The following is a 15,426-nucleotide window of genomic DNA, read 5'->3' as shown; positions in this document are numbered from 1 at the left end:
CGCTGAGGCTTCTGGGAACATCGGGATCGAGAAACGGATGAAGCCGTAGCCGCCCATCTTCAGCAGGATCGCCGCCAGGATGACGGAGCCCGCGGTCGGTGCTTCCACGTGGGCGTCAGGCAGCCAAGTATGGACCGGCCACATCGGCATCTTCACGGCGAAGGATGCGAAGAAGGCGAGCCAGAGCCAGGGCTGCATCGAGACCGGGAACTTATGCGCAAGCAGCGTCGGGATGTCGGTGGTACCGGCATTCCAGTACATCGCCATCAGCGCGAGCAGCATCAGCACCGAGCCGAGCAGCGTGTAGAGGAAGAACTTGTAGGACGCGTAGACGCGGCGCTTGCCGCCCCAGATGCCGATGATCAGGAACATCGGGATCAGGCCGGCTTCGAAGAAGACGTAGAACAGCACGAGGTCGAGCGCGACGAAGACACCGATCATCAGCGTCTCGAGGATCAGGAACGCGACCATGTATTCGCGAACCCGCTTCTCGACCGACGTCCAGGACGCGAGGATGCAGAACGGCATCAGGAAGGCGGTCAGCACCACGAACGGGAATGAGAAACCGTCGACGCCGAGCTTGAACCTGATCGCATCCGAGACCCAGCCATGGGTCTCCACCAGCTGGAAGGCCGGATTGGCCGAGTCGAACCGGCCCCAGGCGACGCAAGCCAGGAAGAAGGTCGCGATCGTCGTCGCCAACGCGACATAGCGAGCGTTGGAGCTGACCGAAGCCTCGTCGCCGCGCTGCGCCAGGATGAAGGCGRCGCCAACCAGCGGCAGGAGGAGTAGACCGGTGAGGATACCGAAACCGAACATCATCTCACCCGCGAGTCAGCAAATACCAGGTCACCAGGCCCGCGACGCCGATCAGCATGGCGAAGGCATAGTGATAGACAAAACCGGTCTGCAGCCGGACGACGCGGTTCGTGACATCGACCACCCGAGCCGAGACGCCATCGGGGCCGAAACCGTCGATGATGAAGCCGTCGCCCTTCTTCCAGAGGAAGCGGCCGAGCCATTTCGCCGGGCGAACGAACAGGAAGTCGTAGATCTCGTCGAAATACCACTTGTTGAGCAGGAAGCGGTACAGGACAGGGTTCGCCTTCGCGAGCTTGCCTGGCACGTCCGGGCGCAGCACGTAGCAGTAGAGCGCGCCGACGAAGCCGAGCACCATCGCTATAAAGGGCGAGGCCACGACCCAGCCGGGAACCTCGTGCATCGCATGCAGGATGTGGTTGTCCTTGCCGGTGAACAGCGAGGCCTTCCAGAAATGCTCGTAGTCGTGGCCGATGAAGGCTTCCTTGAAGACGAAGCCCGCGGCAACGGCACCGAGCGCGAGCACCGCAAGCGGCACGAGCATGCTGAGCGGGCTCTCATGCGGCTGGTGCGCGTGATCGCCGTGACCGTCATGGCCATGTCCGAYATGGGCATGGTCATCGTGACCATGCGCGTGCGCGGCATGAGCGTGATCGTCATGACCATGCGCGTCATGGCCGTGGTCGGCCCAGCGTGGACGCCCCTCGAAGGTCATGAAATACAGGCGCCAGGAGTAGAACGAGGTGAAGCAGGCAGCCACGACCAGCAGCACGAAGGCGTAGTCGGTGGCGAAGCCATGCTTGGCCGCAAAGGCGCTCTCGATGATCGCGTCCTTCGAGAAGAAGCCCGCGAAGCCGAACATGGTGCCGGGAATGCCGAAACCGGTCAGCGCCAGCGTGCCGATCGTCATCGCGGCCGCGGTGAAGGGAATGTATTTCCGCAGCCCACCCATGCGGCGCATGTCCTGCTCATGGTGCATCGCGTGGATGACCGAGCCGGCCCCGAGGAACAGCAGCGCCTTGAAGAAGGCGTGGGTGAAGAGGTGGAAGATACCGGCGGAATACGCTCCGACGCCCAGCGCGACAAACATGTAGCCGAGCTGCGAGCAGGTCGAATAGGCGATCACGCGCTTGATGTCGTTCTGCACCAGACCGACGGTCGCCGCGAAAAAGGCGGTGGTTGCGCCGATGACGACGACGACGGTCATTGCGACCGGCGCATATTCGAAGATCGGCGACAGGCGCGCCACCATGAAGACGCCGGCGGTGACCATGGTCGCGGCATGAATCAGTGCCGAGACCGGAGTCGGGCCTTCCATGGCGTCAGGCAGCCAGGTGTGGAGCAGGAACTGCGCCGACTTGCCCATCGCGCCCATGAACAGCAGCAGGCAGGTCAGGGTCAGCGCGTTCCACTCATAGCCGAGGAACCGGAAGGTCTGGCCGGTCAGTTCGCCCGCCTTCGGGAAGATGCTGTCGAAGGTGACCGAGCCGAACAGCACGAAGACCAGGGCGAGGCCGAGGAGGAAACCGAAATCGCCGACGCGGTTGACGACGAAAGCCTTGATCGCAGCCGCGTTCGCMGAGGGCTTCTGGTACCAGAAGCCGATCAGCAGATAGGAGGCGAGACCGACGCCTTCCCAACCGAAGAACATCTGGACCAGGTTGTCCGCMGTCACCAGCATCAGCATGGCGAAGGTGAAGAGCGAGAGATAGGCGAAGAAGCGCGGCCGGTGCGGATCCTCGTGCATGTAGCCGATCGAGTAGAGGTGCACGAGCGAGGAGACGGTGTTGACGACGACCAGCATGACCGCTGTCAGCGTGTCGACGCGGAAAGCCCAGTCGACGCGCAGATCGGCGGATGCGAGCCAGGTCGCCACCTGGATGCGCGTGGTGCCCGCGCCGAAGCCGACATTGAAGAAGGCGATCCAGGACAGGACGGCCGAGACCATCAGCAGCGAGGTGGTGACGATCTCCGAGGCGCGTGATCCGATCAGCCGGCCGAAGAGGCCGGCGATCAGGAAGCCGAGGAGCGGGAGGAAGACGATCGCGTGATACATGGCAGCTAGCAGGGCGCGCAGGCGCGCTCAGCCTTTCATCATGTTGATGTCTTCCACCGCGATCGTGCCGCGATTTCGGAAGTAGACGACAAGAATGGCGAGGCCGATCGCGGCTTCCGCCGCCGCGACAGTCAACACCAGGAGCGCAAAGACCTGGCCGACGAGATCGTTCATGAACGACGAGAAGGCCACGAAGTTGATGTTGACCGCGAGCAGGATGAGCTCGATCGACATCAGGATGACGATGACGTTCTTGCGGTTGATGAAGATACCGAGCACGCCAAGCGTGAACAGGATCGCGCCGACCGCGAGATAATGTCCCAGGCCGATCATCAGACGGTCTCCTCAGGCAGGCCGGCGCGCGAGGGCACCTTGCGCACTTCCATCGCGGTTTCCTTGGTGCGGGCGTTCTGGGCGACGACATTCTGGCGCTTGACGCCGGGACGGTCGCGCAGCGTCAGGACGATCGCGCCGATCATGGCGACGAGCAGCACCAGACCGGCCGCCTGGAAGTAATAGACATACTGGGTGTAAAGCACCTGGCCGAGCGCCTCGGTGTTGCTGATATTGGCCGGGATCGCGGCGACGGGCGTGCTGACGATCTTCGGATCGATCACCCAGGCGCCAACCACCAGCAGCAGTTCGACCAGGAAGATCAGCCCGACCAGCGCCCCGACCGGCAGGTAGTTCAGGAAGCCCTGGCGGAACTCGGCGAAGTCGACGTCGAGCATCATCACCACGAAGAGGAAGAGCACCGCGACCGCGCCGACATAGACGACGACCAGCAGCATCGCGAGGAACTCGGCCCCGAGCAGCAGGAACAGGCCAGCCGCATTGACGAAGGCCAGGATCAGGAACAGCACCGAATGAACGGGGTTGCGCGACGACACCACCATGAACGCCGAAGCGACGGTGATGCCAGAGAACAGATAGAAGAATGCCGCTGCGGCGTTCATCTCGGTCAGCCCTTCCGCCCTTGCGGGCGGCCCTCGTTTCAAGCGTGCCCGAGCGAGTCAGGCACAGTTTTGAGCGTCTATAGAGAGGCCCGCCGGACGCGACAACCGCGCGACGCTCCCCATCCCTCGTCATCCCTGCCCGCTGCCCCGGATGCCCGGAGCCGCGGAGGTCTTCACCGCCTCAGCGATACGGCGCATCCATCGCGATGTTGCGCGCGATCTCGCGCTCCCAGCGATCACCGTTCGCCAGCAGTTTTGCCTTGTCGTAGAACAGTTCTTCGCGGGTTTCGGTCGCGAATTCGAAGTTCGGCCCCTCGACGATGGCGTCCACCGGGCAGGCTTCCTGACAGAAGCCGCAATAGATGCACTTCGTCATGTCGATGTCGTAGCGCGTGGTGCGACGCGTGCCGTCATTGCGTCGCGGACCGGCCTCGATCGTGATGGCCTGGGCCGGGCAGATCGCCTCGCAGAGCTTGCAGGCAATGCAGCGCTCCTCGCCATTGGGATAACGGCGCAACGCATGCTCGCCGCGGAAGCGCGGCGAAAGCACGCCCTTCTCGAAGGGATAGTTGAGCGTCGCCTTCGGCTTGAAGAAATAGCGCATCGACAGGAAGAACGCCGAAACGAACTCCTTGAGAAGCAGCCCTTTGGCGGCTTGCGCGAGTGACATCGCTCTCATCCTCTTCACAAACTCAACCGAACAGCAGACGGCCGAGCAGGTAACCCAGAATGGGGAAGAACCCCATGGTGCCGATCAGAAAGACGATCCTGAACAGCCTGATGCGCCGTTCGTAATCGTCCTTCTCCTCGCGTGTCGTCGAGGTGTCCGTCCGGCGCAGCGCGCGCTCGACGAGATCTCCGACGACCTTGTAGTCCACCCACCCCAGGACCAGACCGACGGCAGCGCCGATCAGCCCCGCAGCGGATAATTCCATCAGCGCACCGGCCCCCAGCCAGTGATCTGCAGCACTGCCGCCACGACCACCACCGAGACCAGGGAGATCGGCAGGAACACCTTCCAACCGAGGCGCATCAGCTGGTCATAGCGGTAGCGCGGCACGAAGGCCTTCACCATGGCGAACATGAAGAACACCAGGCAGATTTTGAGCGCGAACCAGAACACGCCGGGCAGCCAGGTGAAGGGCGCGATCGGGAACGGCGGCAGCCACCCCCCGAGGAACAGGATCGTGGTCAGCGAGCACATGGTCATGATCGCCACGTATTCGCCGAGCATGAACAGCAGATACGGCGTCGAGGAGTACTCGACCATGAAGCCGGCGACGAGCTCGGACTCCGCTTCCGGCAGATCGAAGGGCGGCCGGTTCGTCTCGGCCAGGGCCGAGATGAAGAAGACCACGAACATCGGGAACAGCGGCAGGAAGAACCAGCGCAGCATGCCCCAGCTCGTGTTCTGCGCCTCCACGATGGCTGACAGGTTCAGCGAGCCGACGCAGAGCAGGACGGTGATGATGACGAAGCCGATCGAGACTTCGTAGGAGACCATCTGGGCCGCTGAGCGCAGGGCGCCGAGGAACGGGTATTTCGAGTTCGAGGCCCAGCCGCCCATGATCACGCCATAGACGCCGAGCGACGAGATCGCGAAGATGTAGAGGATGCCGACATTGATGTCGGCGATCGCCCAGCCATCCGCGACCGGGATGACCGCCCAGGCCGCGAGCGAGAGCACGCAGGAGACCAGCGGGGCGAGCAGGAAGACGCCCTTGTTGGAGCTCGACGGGACGATCGGCTCCTTGAAGACGAATTTCAGCAGGTCGGCGAAACTCTGGAACAGGCCGAACGGCCCGACCACGTTCGGGCCGCGCCGAAGCTGCACCGCCGCCCAGATCTTGCGGTCCGCCAGCAGGATGAAGGCGATGAAGACGAGCAGGCAAACCAGCAGCAGCAGGCTCTTGCCGAGAATGATCGCGAGATCGAGGACGATATCCCAGTTCATCTGGCCTTACTCCGCCGCCTGCCGCATCCGGCCGGAGGCCAGCGCCGAGCATTCCGCCATCACGGCCGAGGCACGCGCGATAGGGTTGGTCTGGTAGAAATCAGCGACCGGCGAGGCGAAGCCAGCCTTGTCGGTCTTGCCGCCAAGTCCCGCAAGGGCGCCAAGCGAAGAGGCGTCAGCCGCCGGAAGCGTATCGAGCCCGGCGAAATGGGGATGGGCAGCGTAGAGTGCCTGGCGCAGCGCCGCGAGCGAGTCGAAGGGCAAGGTCTTGCCGAGCACACCGGAGAGCGCCCGCAGGATCGCCCAATCCTCGCGGGCATCGCCCGGCGGGAAAGTGGCACGATCGGTCATCTGCACCCTGCCCTCGGTGTTGGCATAGGTGCCGGACTTCTCGGTATAGGTGGCGCCCGGGAGGATGACATCAGCGCGATGCGCGCCACGGTCGCCATGGGTACCCTGATAGATCACGAAAGCCCCGGCCGGGACTTCGACCTCGTCGGCGCCGAGCAGGAACAGCACATCGAGTGCGCCGGGCGAAACCATGCCGGCGACATCGAGTGCACCCTCGCCCGGCACGAAGCCGAGATCGAGCGCACCGACGCGGGCGGCTGCGGTGTGCAGCACGCCGAAGCCGTTCCAGCCGTCCTTGACCGCGCCCAGCACCTGTGCCGCCTTGGCGGCGAGCGAGAGGATCGCGTCGCCGTCCGCGCGGGCGAGAGCGCCCTGCCCGACCAGAACCATCGGCTTGTCGCCGGCAGCCGGAGCGCGCTTGACGAGATCGGCGAGGGTCTCGGGACCAGCGCCGAGATAGTCATGGGCGTAGGTCAGATCGGCCTGTTCGCCGATCAGCGAGACCTTGAAGTCACCGCGCAGCCAGCGCTTGCGGATGCGGGCGTTGAGGATCGGCGCTTCCCTGCGCGGATTGGCGCCGATGATCAGCAGCGAGGTTGCATCCTCGATCCCGGCGATGCCGGCATTGAGGAGGTAGCTGGCGCGACCATGCTTGGGATGCAGCTTCGTCCCATCCTGGCGGCTGTCGATATTGCCGACGCCAAGCGCGACCATCAGGCTCTTCAGCGCGAAAACCTCCTCGACCGCGGCAAGGTCGCCGACGATCGCGCCAACGCGCTCAGGCCCGGTCGCGTTCAGCCGGTCCGCGATCAGCGCAAAGGCCTCGTTCCAGCTTGCAGGCTTCAGCGCGCCGTTCTGCCGGATATAGGGCCGGTCGAGACGCTGCGTGCGCAGGCCGTCGACGACATGGCGGGTCTTGTCGGAAATCCACTCCTCGTTCACCGCCTCGTTGACGCGCGGCAGGATGCGCATCACCTCGCGGCCGCGGGAATCGACCCGGATGGCCGAGCCGACCGCATCCATCACGTCGACGGATTCGGTCTTGGTCAGCTCCCAGGGTCGGGCCTTGTTCTGGTAGGGCCGCGAGGTCAGCGCGCCGACCGGGCAAAGATCGACGATGTTGCCCTGGAGTTCCGAACCCATCGCCTGTTCGAGATAGGTCGTGATCTCCATGTCCTCGCCGCGGCCAATGGCGCCGAGATCGGTGCCGCCGGCGACTTCGGTGGTAAAGCGGACACAGCGCGTGCAGTGGATGCAGCGCGTCATCGTCGTCTTCACCAACGGGCCGATATACTTGTCCTCGACCGCACGCTTGTTCTCGGCATAGCGGGAATTGTCCACGCCATAGGCCATCGCCTGGTCCTGCAGGTCGCATTCGCCGCCCTGGTCGCAGATCGGGCAGTCGAGCGGGTGGTTGATGAGCAGGAACTCCATCACCCCTTCGCGCGCCTTCTTGACCATCGGCGACTTGGTCGAGACGACCGGCGGCTCGCCATTCGGGCCGGGGCGCAGGTCGCGCACGCCGATGGCGCAGGAGGCCTGGGGCTTCGGCGGCCCGCCCTTCACCTCGACGAGGCACATGCGGCAATTGCCGGCGATCGAGAGGCGCTCATGGAAGCAGAAGCGCGGCACCTCGGCGCCGGCAGCCTCGCAGGCCTGGAGCACGGTGTAATCGGCCGGGACGTCGACCTCGATGCCGTCGATGACGAGTTTGGTCATGGTCTTACTCCGCCGCCATCAGCCGCGCCGGCTCGGAATGCGGATTGGCGGCATAATCGTCGATGCGCTTTTCGATCTCGTGACGGAAATGCGCGATCAGCCCCTGGAWCGGCCAGGCCGCGGCATCGCCGAGCGCGCAGATCGTGTGGCCTTCGACCTGCTTGGTGACGTCCAGCAGCATGTCGATCTCGCGTTTCTGCGCCCTGCCCTCGGCCATGCGGTTGAGCACGCGCCACATCCAGCCCGTGCCCTCGCGGCACGGCGTGCACTGGCCGCAGCTCTCATGCTTGTAGAAATAGCTGATGCGGGCAATGGCGCGGACGATATCGGTCGACTTGTCCATGACGATCACCGCGGCGGTGCCAAGGCCCGAGCGCAGCTTCGAGAGCGAATCGAAATCCATCGGCGTGTCGATGATCTGCTCGGCGGGCACCATGCGCACGGAAGAGCCGCCGGGGATGACAGCGAGCAGATTGTCCCAGCCGCCGCGGATGCCGCCGCAATGGCGGTCGATCAGCTCGCGGAACGGGATGCCCATCACCTCTTCGACGTTGCAGGGCTTGTTCACATGGCCCGAGACGCAGAACAGCTTGGTGCCGACATTGTTTGGATTGCCGAGCGAGGAGAACCAGCTCGCGCCGCGGCGCAGGATGGTCGGCGCCACCGCAATCGACTCGACGTTGTTGACGGTGGTCGGGCAGCCATAGAGGCCGACATTGGCCGGGAATGGCGGCTTCAGCCGCGGCATGCCCTTCTTGCCTTCGAGACTCTCCAGCAGCGCCGTCTCTTCGCCGCAGATATAGGCGCCGGCGCCGTGATGCACATAGAGATCAAATGGATAGCCGTGCTTGTTGTTCTTGCCGATGAGGTTTGCCGCATAGGCCTCGTCGACGGCGCGCTGCAACGCCTCGCGCTCACGGACATACTCACCGCGAATATAGATGTAGGCCGCATGCGCGCCCATCGCGAAGGAAGCGATCAGGCAGCCTTCGACCAGCGTATGCGGGTCGTTGCGCATGATCTCGCGGTCCTTGCAGGTGCCGGGCTCCGATTCGTCGGCATTGACGACGAGGTAATGCGGACGCCCGTCGTTCTGCTTCGGCATGAACGACCACTTGAGTCCGGTCGGGAAGCCGGCGCCGCCGCGCCCGCGCAGGCCCGAGCGCTTCATCTCGTCGATGATCCAGTCGCGCCCCTGCTCGAGCAGGAACTTGGTGCCGTCCCAGGCGCCACGCGCCATGGCGCCCTTCAGCGACAGGTCGTGCCGGCCGTAGAGGTTCGTAAAGATGCGGTCGCGATCTGCGAGCATGTCTCGCCTCACTCTTTCGGCTTGTCGCTGGGCTTGGCAGCGCGCGTACGGCGCGCCGGCGCATCGGCCGGCTTCGCAGATTCAGCAACGGCGTCCTTGTCGACCTTGCCGCCGGCTGCCGGTGTGTCCTGCGCGGAGCCCGCAGGCTGGGCCGGGGAAGAAGGCTTCGGACGGGCGGGAGCCGCCGTCTCGGTAGCAAGCTTGGTCGCAACCGCTGCCGGCGTCGCCTCAGCCGCCTTGGCCGCTGCCTCCGCCGCAGCCGTGGCAGCTGCAGCCTCGGCCGCTGCCTTGCGCTGTTCGGTGACGCGAGCCTGCCAGTTGCCGGCCCCGATCACGGAGCCGTCATAAAGGCCCGGATCCTTCAGCGTTTCGCCACCGCCGACCGGTTCCGAGCAGGAGCGGTCGATCTGCGGGCCGGGCTTCGTCGGCCGATCATGTCGCAGATCGTCGAGGAGCGCGCGGAAATTCTCGGGCGTCAGGTCTTCGTAATAGTCGAAATTGACCTGCGCCATCGGGGCGTTGCAGCAGGCGCCGAGGCATTCGACCTCGAGCCAGGACAGCTTGCCATCGGCAGATACGGTCGATTGCGGGCCGATGACGTCCTCGCAGACCTTCTTCAGCGCCTCGGCTCCGCGCAGCGCGCAAGGGGTCGTGCCGCAGAGCTGGATGAAATGGGCTCCGACCGGCTGCAGATTGAACATGGTGTAGAAGGTCGCGATCTCCAGCACGCGCATCGGTGCCATCGCGAGCTTCTTCGCCACGGCCTCGATCGCGGCGCGCGGAACCCAGCCGTGATGCTGTTCCTGGGCCTTCCACAACAGCGGAATCACGGCGGAAGCCTGCCGGCCTTCCGGATATTTGGCGATCTGCTGATCAGCCCAGTTCTCGTTCGCCGCAGTGAAGGCGAAGGACGCGGGTTGAACGTGATCGGGCGCGAGACGACGGACGGACATTAGCGGTCCACCTCACCAAAAACGATGTCGAGAGAGCCGAGGATTGCGGAGACGTCCGCCAGCATGTGCTTGCGGCACATGAAATCCATGGCCTGGAGATGGGCGAAGCCCGGAGCCTTGATCTTGCAGCGATAGGGCTTGTTGGTTCCGTCGGAGACGAGATAGACGCCGAACTCGCCCTTTGGCGCTTCGACGGCGGCATAGACCTCGCCTTCGGGGACCTTGTAGCCCTCGGTGTAGAGCTTGAAATGATGGATGAGCGCTTCCATCGAGCGCTTCATCTCGCCGCGCTTCGGCGGCACCATCTTGCCGTCCAGCGAGGAGACCGGGCCGCCACCATCGGCAGCCAGCAGCTTCTCGCAGCACTGCTTCATGATGCGCACGGATTGGCGCATCTCTTCCATGCGGATGCAGTAGCGGTCGTAGCAGTCGCCGTTCTTGCCGATGGGGATGTCGAATTCCATCTCCTCATAGCATTCGTAAGGCTGGCTCTTGCGCAGGTCCCAGGCGGCGCCGGAGCCGCGCACCATCACGCCCGAGAAGCCCCATTTCCAGCAGGTGTCGAGATCGACGACGCCGATATCGACATTGCGCTGCTTGAAGATGCGATTGTCGGTGAGCAGTCCTTCGAGGTCGTCGCAGACCTTGAGGAAGGGGTCGCACCATTCGGCGATATCGTGGATCAGCGAGGGCGGCAGGTCCTGGTGAACGCCGCCCGGCCGGACATAGGCCGCATGCATGCGCGCGCCACAGGCCCGCTCATAGAAGATCATCAGCTTCTCGCGTTCCTCGAAGCCCCAGAGCGGCGGCGTCAGCGCACCGACGTCCATCGCCTGCGTGGTGACGTTGAGGATATGCGAGAGGATGCGGCCGATCTCGGAATAGAGCACGCGGATGAGCTGGCCGCGCCGCGGCACGGTCACCCCCATCAGCTTCTCGACCGCGAGCGAATAGGCATGCTCCTGGTTCATCGGCGCGACATAGTCGAGCCGGTCGAAATAGGGCAGCGCCTGCAGATAGGTCTTGGCTTCGATCAGCTTCTCGGTGCCGCGATGCAGCAAGCCGATATGCGGATCGACGCGCTCGACGATCTCACCGTCGAGCTCCAACACGAGGCGCAGCACGCCGTGTGCCGCCGGGTGCTGCGGCCCGAAATTGATCGAGAAATTGCGGATGTTGTGCTCGGTCATTCTCAGCCCGCCTGTTTCGCGGCGAATTCGGCGACGACCTGCGYGCCGGTCTTGCGCGGCCGCTCTCCTGCAAAGGCATAGAGCGCTGGCTTCTCGTCGATGAAGATTTCTTCGGTGAAGGCAAAGGGCGAAAGGTCGTCGAAGCTCTGCAAGGAGACGGCGACATGCCCCTCTCCGCCGCGCAGCCGCCAGAACAGGCTGGAGCCGCAGGTCCTGCAGAACACGCGCTCGCCCCAGTCGGACGACGGATACACGCTGAGCGACGCGTCATCGTCTACCGTGACCCCGGTGCATGGCACGGCCATGAAGGTGCCGCCGCTCCATTTCCGGCACATGCCGCAATGGCAGACATCCATTTCCAGCTTCTCCGGCACGGCCGCAAAGCGGACCGCACCGCAGAGACAGCCTCCGGACAGGGATTTGTCGGCAGCAGCCATCGCGTTCAGGCTCCCTTCGCCTTCTCGTCACCTGGCAGCACGTAATCCGTGCCTTCCCAGGGACTCAAAAAGTCGAAATTCCTGAATTCCTGGCTGAGCTTCACGGGTTCGTAGACGACCCGCTTCTGCTCGTCGTCATAGCGAACCTCGACGAAGCCGGTCAGCGGGAAGTCCTTGCGCAGCGGATAGCCCTCGAACCCGTAATCGGTGAGGATTCGACGCAGATCCGGGTGCCCCGAGAACAGGATTCCATAGAAGTCATAGGCCTCGCGCTCGTACCAGTTCGCGGCCGGGAAGACATCGATGATCGACGGAACCGGGATCGCCTCGTCGGTCTGCACCTTGACGCGGATACGCCGGTTATGGCGCGGCGACAGCAGATGATAGACGACGTCGAAGCGCTTCTCGCGTGCGGGATAATCGGCGCCGGCGATATCGGTGAAGTTCACGAAGCGAAAGCGCGGATCGTCGCGAAGCGTCGCCATGACCTGGACGATCGACGCAGCCTCGGCCTCGACCGTCAGCTCATCGAAGGCGACGACAGCGTTCACGACCGCGCCGGGCAGCGCAGCCTTGATCTCTTCACCGAGTGTCACGAGCTCTTCGCTCATCTCAACCTCAACCTTTTCGCCGCTCGCATCGTCACGACCGGAGCAATCCCCGCCAGGGTGCGGGGGCGTTAGCGTTCGATCGTGCCGGTACGCCGAATCTTCTTCTGCAGTAGCAGCACGCCATAGAGCAGCGCTTCCGCAGTCGGGGGGCAGCCGGGCACATAGATGTCGATCGGCACGATGCGGTCGCAGCCGCGCACCACCGAGTAGCTATAGTGGTAATAGCCGCCGCCATTGGCGCAGGAGCCCATCGAGATGACGTAGCGCGGCTCGGGCATCTGGTCATAGACCTTGCGCAGCGCCGGAGCCATCTTGTTGGTCAGCGTTCCGGCAACGATCATCACGTCGGACTGGCGCGGGGACGCGCGTGGCGCGAAGCCGAAGCGCTCGACGTCATAGCGCGGCATCGACAGCTGCATCATCTCGACGGCGCAACAGGCGAGGCCGAAGGTCATCCACATCAGCGATCCGGTACGCGACCAGTTGATCAGGTCGTCGGTCGCCGTGACGAGGAAACCCTTGTCCGCGAGTTCGTTGTTGATCTCGACGAAGAAGGGATCGCGCGCACCCACCGGCTTCCCGTCCGGGCCGAGCAGCCCCCGGGGCGCGGGCGCGACGAGCGGATCGCCGCGGTCGATCGCTGTGATTGCCATGAAACTACCCTTGTGAACCCGTTACCGTCAGATCAACACCGAGGCGGCGCCTCGCGAGCCGGCGGTTAGTCCCACTCCAACGCGCCCTTGCGCCATTCGTAGACGAATCCGACGGTCAGGACGCCCAAAAAGATCATCATTGACCAAAAACCATACCAGCCGAGATCGCCGAACGCGACCGCCCAGGGAAACAGGAAGGCGACCTCGAGATCGAAGATGATGAACAGGATCGAGACCAGATAGAAGCGGACATCGAACTTCATGCGCGCGTCATCGAACGCGTTGAAACCGCACTCATAGGCGGAGAGCTTTTCAGCGTCCGGTTTTGAATACGCGACGGCGAACGGTGCGATCAGCAGCGCAAGACCGATGACCATGGAAACGCCGATGAAGATGGCCAGCGGCAGGTAGTCGCTCAGCAAGGACGGTACAGGTAATGCTTGCATGGACAACCTCGCTTCGCGGGCCCAGACCCGCGGCACACGCATCGGCAGTCGATTAGCCCCTACTCTAGAATCACGCAAGGGTTCGCCGCGTCGCACAACCGCGCCACGGCAATGAACCAGACGCATTGCACGCAATTTTTACCGCAAAACCGATAGCTCGCACCAAGTAGCAGGCGCACGCCGCGACAAGATGGTTACGAATCGGCTTTATTGCGGGAATCAGCCGCCCCAGGAGCGAGACGCATGGTCCGACCACTCCACCGTATCGCGGCGCTCGCGACTCTGGCCGGGAGCTTGCTCGCCCCCGCCGGCGCAACACATGCCGAGAGTATCGATCTCGCCCGCGCGACCTGCGCCGAGTTCAGCGCCATGATCAGCAACGACCAGAGTCAGCTCGTGCTGTGGCTCGCCGGCTATTATGCCGGCGGTGCGCAGCGTCCGTTGCTCGACGTCGAGAAGGTCACCGCGGCGCCTGCCGAACTTCTCTCGCTCTGCGCAAAGACGCCGCAGCTTCCGCTCCTCGGCGCCGAGACACGCGCCGTCTTCCTGCCAGCGCCCACCCCCTGAGATGCCTTTGCCTAAGCCCTTGCCTACAGGAAATATCGGATCGCCTCTGCCGCTCAGGTTCCCGTTGCCGCTGCTCGCGATCGTCTTCGCCTTGTCGGCATCTCACGCCGGCGCAGAGGACGGCCAGATGATGCTGGCGCCGCTCCCGCCCGGACGGCCCTTCGATCTGGACCTGCCGGCAAAGGCGGCGATGCCTGCCATCGTGGTCCCTCCCCCGGCCGCCCCGGTTCTTACTCCCGTGCCAGTCGCCGAGCAGGCCGATTCTCCGCCGGCCCCGAATTCGCCTGCCGTCACGGAGCCCGATGAAGATGAAGGCCCGGAATGGCCGAAGCTGACACCCGGCCAGAAGGCCGGAGCGGAGCCGGCCTTCGATCCGGACGAAAAACCGGACCGGCCGGGCATCTCGACTGACCCCGGCACCTCGACCGCCTGCCTGCCGCAATTGCTCAAATCGATTCTCGGCAAGATTGCCGACAAGTACGGAGCCGTGAAGGTGACCTCGACCTGGCGGCCGCCCTGGCGCGCCCGGCGCGGCTCCTATCATAAGCGCTGTGAGGCCATGGATTTCCGCGTACCCGGCGTGCGGCCGCGCGTCGTGCTCGACTATGCCCGCTCGCTGCCGGAGGTCGGCGGCCACAAGGTCTATTGGAACGGACTTATCCACATCGACACCGGACCACGCCGGCCCTGGTGAGACTGGTGAGGCCTTATCCTGGCTTCCCCCGCTCTCAAGGCTTGAAGGCGCGGCGATGAAGCCTTAAACCGCAACTCGGAGGGGCGGTTAGCTCAGTTGGTAGAGCATCTCGTTTACACCGAGAGGGTCGGCGGTTCGAGCCCGTCACCGCCCACCAGCGCCCAGCACCATGAATTCAGGCCAGTTCCCGCCCTGCTTCCGGCAGAGCGCGCGGCCGGTGTGCTCATCTAGCCCCATTCCGTCCGCGATTGCCGCCCCCAGGAATTCGTTCAGGCTGTCGCGGCAACGGGTGTCGATCCTGCCCATAGCCCTGTTCTGCACGCTCGATCGGCTGGGTGGTTGATTGCACCGTACATGCGACGGCCCTTTGACCCTTTTGCAAGGCACCGGCCGTGAAGTGTCGTCATCCTGTGCGCGCGGATAACGCCGCAGAGGTCGCCGAGCCGTTCACAGGGACGCCGTTCTCGTGACGTGCACGATGATCCAGGGAGCCACCCACAGCAGCAGCAAGACGAGGATCAACAGCCACGCTCGCTGCCATCCGCACAATCCGACCAGTCCAGGGCCGGGGAGATGAGAGCTGCTGGCGCCTCCCCTGGACCGTGCCCCGTCGTTTCGCTCAGCTGTTCGAGCAGTTTTCCGATCGTGTCGCCCCGCACCGATCATCGCCGGGAGATCTGACGGATCGCGCCATCGAGACAGCCCAGTATG

The 15,426-nt window shown here is 64.2% G+C and carries 17 protein-coding genes and 1 tRNA gene; 3 read left to right on the top strand and 15 right to left on the bottom strand.

The annotated features are described in order from the left end of the window. From AC1D34_RS21105 to AC1D34_RS21035, 15 genes are all read right to left on the bottom strand, one after another. Positions 1–819, bottom strand: an 819-nt coding sequence (locus AC1D34_RS21105; RefSeq protein ID WP_476825226.1) for an NADH-quinone oxidoreductase subunit M, incomplete at its 3' end; no start/stop codon positions are given. A gap of 4 nt (positions 820–823) precedes the next feature. Further along, on the bottom strand, positions 824–2,875 hold the full coding sequence (gene nuoL, locus AC1D34_RS21100) for an NADH-quinone oxidoreductase subunit L (RefSeq protein WP_476825225.1): 2,052 nt from the start codon (positions 2,873–2,875) through the stop codon (positions 824–826). Between the two features lie 27 nt (positions 2,876–2,902). Continuing rightward, entirely contained in the window at positions 2,903–3,211 is a 309-nt protein-coding gene (nuoK, locus tag AC1D34_RS21095) for an NADH-quinone oxidoreductase subunit NuoK (protein WP_043236787.1), read from the bottom strand. Further along, positions 3,208–3,831, bottom strand: a complete 624-nt coding sequence (locus AC1D34_RS21090) for an NADH-quinone oxidoreductase subunit J (RefSeq protein ID WP_113518452.1) — start codon at positions 3,829–3,831, stop codon at positions 3,208–3,210. Before AC1D34_RS21090 ends, nuoK begins: the two co-directional genes overlap by 4 nt. 181 nt (positions 3,832–4,012) lie before the next feature. Continuing rightward, positions 4,013–4,501, bottom strand: a complete 489-nt coding sequence (gene nuoI, locus AC1D34_RS21085; protein WP_043236790.1) for an NADH-quinone oxidoreductase subunit NuoI — start codon at positions 4,499–4,501, stop codon at positions 4,013–4,015. Between the two features lie 22 nt (positions 4,502–4,523). After that, complete coding sequence (locus AC1D34_RS21080) at positions 4,524–4,766, bottom strand: hypothetical protein (RefSeq protein ID WP_441505506.1); 243 nt, start codon at positions 4,764–4,766, stop codon at positions 4,524–4,526. Beyond that, positions 4,766–5,785 (bottom strand): NADH-quinone oxidoreductase subunit NuoH, encoded by a 1,020-nt coding sequence (nuoH, locus tag AC1D34_RS21075; RefSeq protein ID WP_113518450.1) that lies wholly within the window; start codon positions 5,783–5,785, stop codon positions 4,766–4,768. Before nuoH ends, AC1D34_RS21080 begins: the two co-directional genes overlap by 1 nt. A gap of 6 nt (positions 5,786–5,791) precedes the next feature. Then, on the bottom strand, positions 5,792–7,855 hold the full coding sequence (nuoG, locus tag AC1D34_RS21070) for an NADH-quinone oxidoreductase subunit NuoG (protein WP_441505505.1): 2,064 nt from the start codon (positions 7,853–7,855) through the stop codon (positions 5,792–5,794). Positions 7,856–7,859: 4 nt separating this feature from the next. Then, on the bottom strand, positions 7,860–9,164 hold the full coding sequence (gene nuoF, locus AC1D34_RS21065) for an NADH-quinone oxidoreductase subunit NuoF (RefSeq protein ID WP_476825224.1): 1,305 nt from the start codon (positions 9,162–9,164) through the stop codon (positions 7,860–7,862). An 8-nt stretch (positions 9,165–9,172) separates the two neighbouring features. Further along, positions 9,173–10,117, bottom strand: a complete 945-nt coding sequence (gene nuoE, locus AC1D34_RS21060) for an NADH-quinone oxidoreductase subunit NuoE (protein WP_441505504.1) — start codon at positions 10,115–10,117, stop codon at positions 9,173–9,175. Further along, positions 10,117–11,307 (bottom strand): NADH-quinone oxidoreductase subunit D, encoded by a 1,191-nt coding sequence (locus AC1D34_RS21055; protein WP_069880658.1) that lies wholly within the window; start codon positions 11,305–11,307, stop codon positions 10,117–10,119. Before AC1D34_RS21055 ends, nuoE begins: the two co-directional genes overlap by 1 nt. A gap of 2 nt (positions 11,308–11,309) precedes the next feature. Continuing rightward, positions 11,310–11,744: a GFA family protein gene (locus AC1D34_RS21050; protein WP_476825223.1), complete on the bottom strand. Its 435-nt coding sequence runs from the start codon at positions 11,742–11,744 to the stop codon at positions 11,310–11,312. A gap of 5 nt (positions 11,745–11,749) precedes the next feature. Beyond that, positions 11,750–12,355, bottom strand: a complete 606-nt coding sequence (locus AC1D34_RS21045) for an NADH-quinone oxidoreductase subunit C (RefSeq protein WP_441505503.1) — start codon at positions 12,353–12,355, stop codon at positions 11,750–11,752. Between the two features lie 68 nt (positions 12,356–12,423). Next, positions 12,424–13,008, bottom strand: a complete 585-nt coding sequence (locus tag AC1D34_RS21040; protein ID WP_069880655.1) for a NuoB/complex I 20 kDa subunit family protein — start codon at positions 13,006–13,008, stop codon at positions 12,424–12,426. Between the two features lie 65 nt (positions 13,009–13,073). After that, a complete protein-coding gene (locus tag AC1D34_RS21035; protein ID WP_069882720.1) occupies positions 13,074–13,454 on the bottom strand; it encodes an NADH-quinone oxidoreductase subunit A in 381 nt (126 codons plus the stop codon). Positions 13,455–13,697: 243 nt separating this feature from the next. Here AC1D34_RS21035 and AC1D34_RS21030 point away from each other — a divergent pair, with 243 nt between their 5' ends. The 3 genes from AC1D34_RS21030 (at position 13,698) to AC1D34_RS21020 (ending at position 14,872) form a co-directional block, all read left to right on the top strand. Beyond that, the gene (locus AC1D34_RS21030; protein ID WP_441505502.1) at positions 13,698–14,021 is read left to right on the top strand and encodes an HdeA/HdeB family chaperone; all 324 of its coding nucleotides are present in this window, start codon (positions 13,698–13,700) and stop codon (positions 14,019–14,021) included. A gap of 64 nt (positions 14,022–14,085) precedes the next feature. Next, positions 14,086–14,715, top strand: a complete 630-nt coding sequence (locus AC1D34_RS21025; RefSeq protein WP_441505501.1) for a YcbK family protein — start codon at positions 14,086–14,088, stop codon at positions 14,713–14,715. Positions 14,716–14,796: 81 nt separating this feature from the next. Next, a tRNA-Val gene (locus AC1D34_RS21020) sits at positions 14,797–14,872 on the top strand. Positions 14,873–15,426: the final 554 nt, after the last annotated feature.

Source organism: Allobosea sp. P1_A7 (assembly GCF_056406775.1).
This window is presented reverse-complemented; position numbering and strand designations above follow the sequence as displayed.

Coding starts and splice junctions, on each gene's coding strand:
- nuoI (WP_043236790.1), bottom strand. CDS start 4,501: ATGTCACTCGCGCAAGCCGCCAAAGGGCTGCTTCTCAAGGAGTTCGTT.
- AC1D34_RS21080 (WP_441505506.1), bottom strand. CDS start 4,766: ATGGAATTATCCGCTGCGGGGCTGATCGGCGCTGCCGTCGGTCTGGTC.
- AC1D34_RS21045 (WP_441505503.1), bottom strand. CDS start 12,355: ATGAGCGAAGAGCTCGTGACACTCGGTGAAGAGATCAAGGCTGCGCTG.
- AC1D34_RS21035 (WP_069882720.1), bottom strand. CDS start 13,454: ATGCAAGCATTACCTGTACCGTCCTTGCTGAGCGACTACCTGCCGCTG.
- nuoE (WP_441505504.1), bottom strand. CDS start 10,117: ATGTCCGTCCGTCGTCTCGCGCCCGATCACGTTCAACCCGCGTCCTTC.
- AC1D34_RS21030 (WP_441505502.1), top strand. CDS start 13,698: ATGGTCCGACCACTCCACCGTATCGCGGCGCTCGCGACTCTGGCCGGG.
- nuoG (WP_441505505.1), bottom strand. CDS start 7,855: ATGACCAAACTCGTCATCGACGGCATCGAGGTCGACGTCCCGGCCGAT.
- AC1D34_RS21090 (WP_113518452.1), bottom strand. CDS start 3,831: ATGAACGCCGCAGCGGCATTCTTCTATCTGTTCTCTGGCATCACCGTC.
- nuoH (WP_113518450.1), bottom strand. CDS start 5,785: ATGAACTGGGATATCGTCCTCGATCTCGCGATCATTCTCGGCAAGAGC.
- AC1D34_RS21055 (WP_069880658.1), bottom strand. CDS start 11,307: ATGACCGAGCACAACATCCGCAATTTCTCGATCAATTTCGGGCCGCAG.
- AC1D34_RS21040 (WP_069880655.1), bottom strand. CDS start 13,008: ATGGCAATCACAGCGATCGACCGCGGCGATCCGCTCGTCGCGCCCGCG.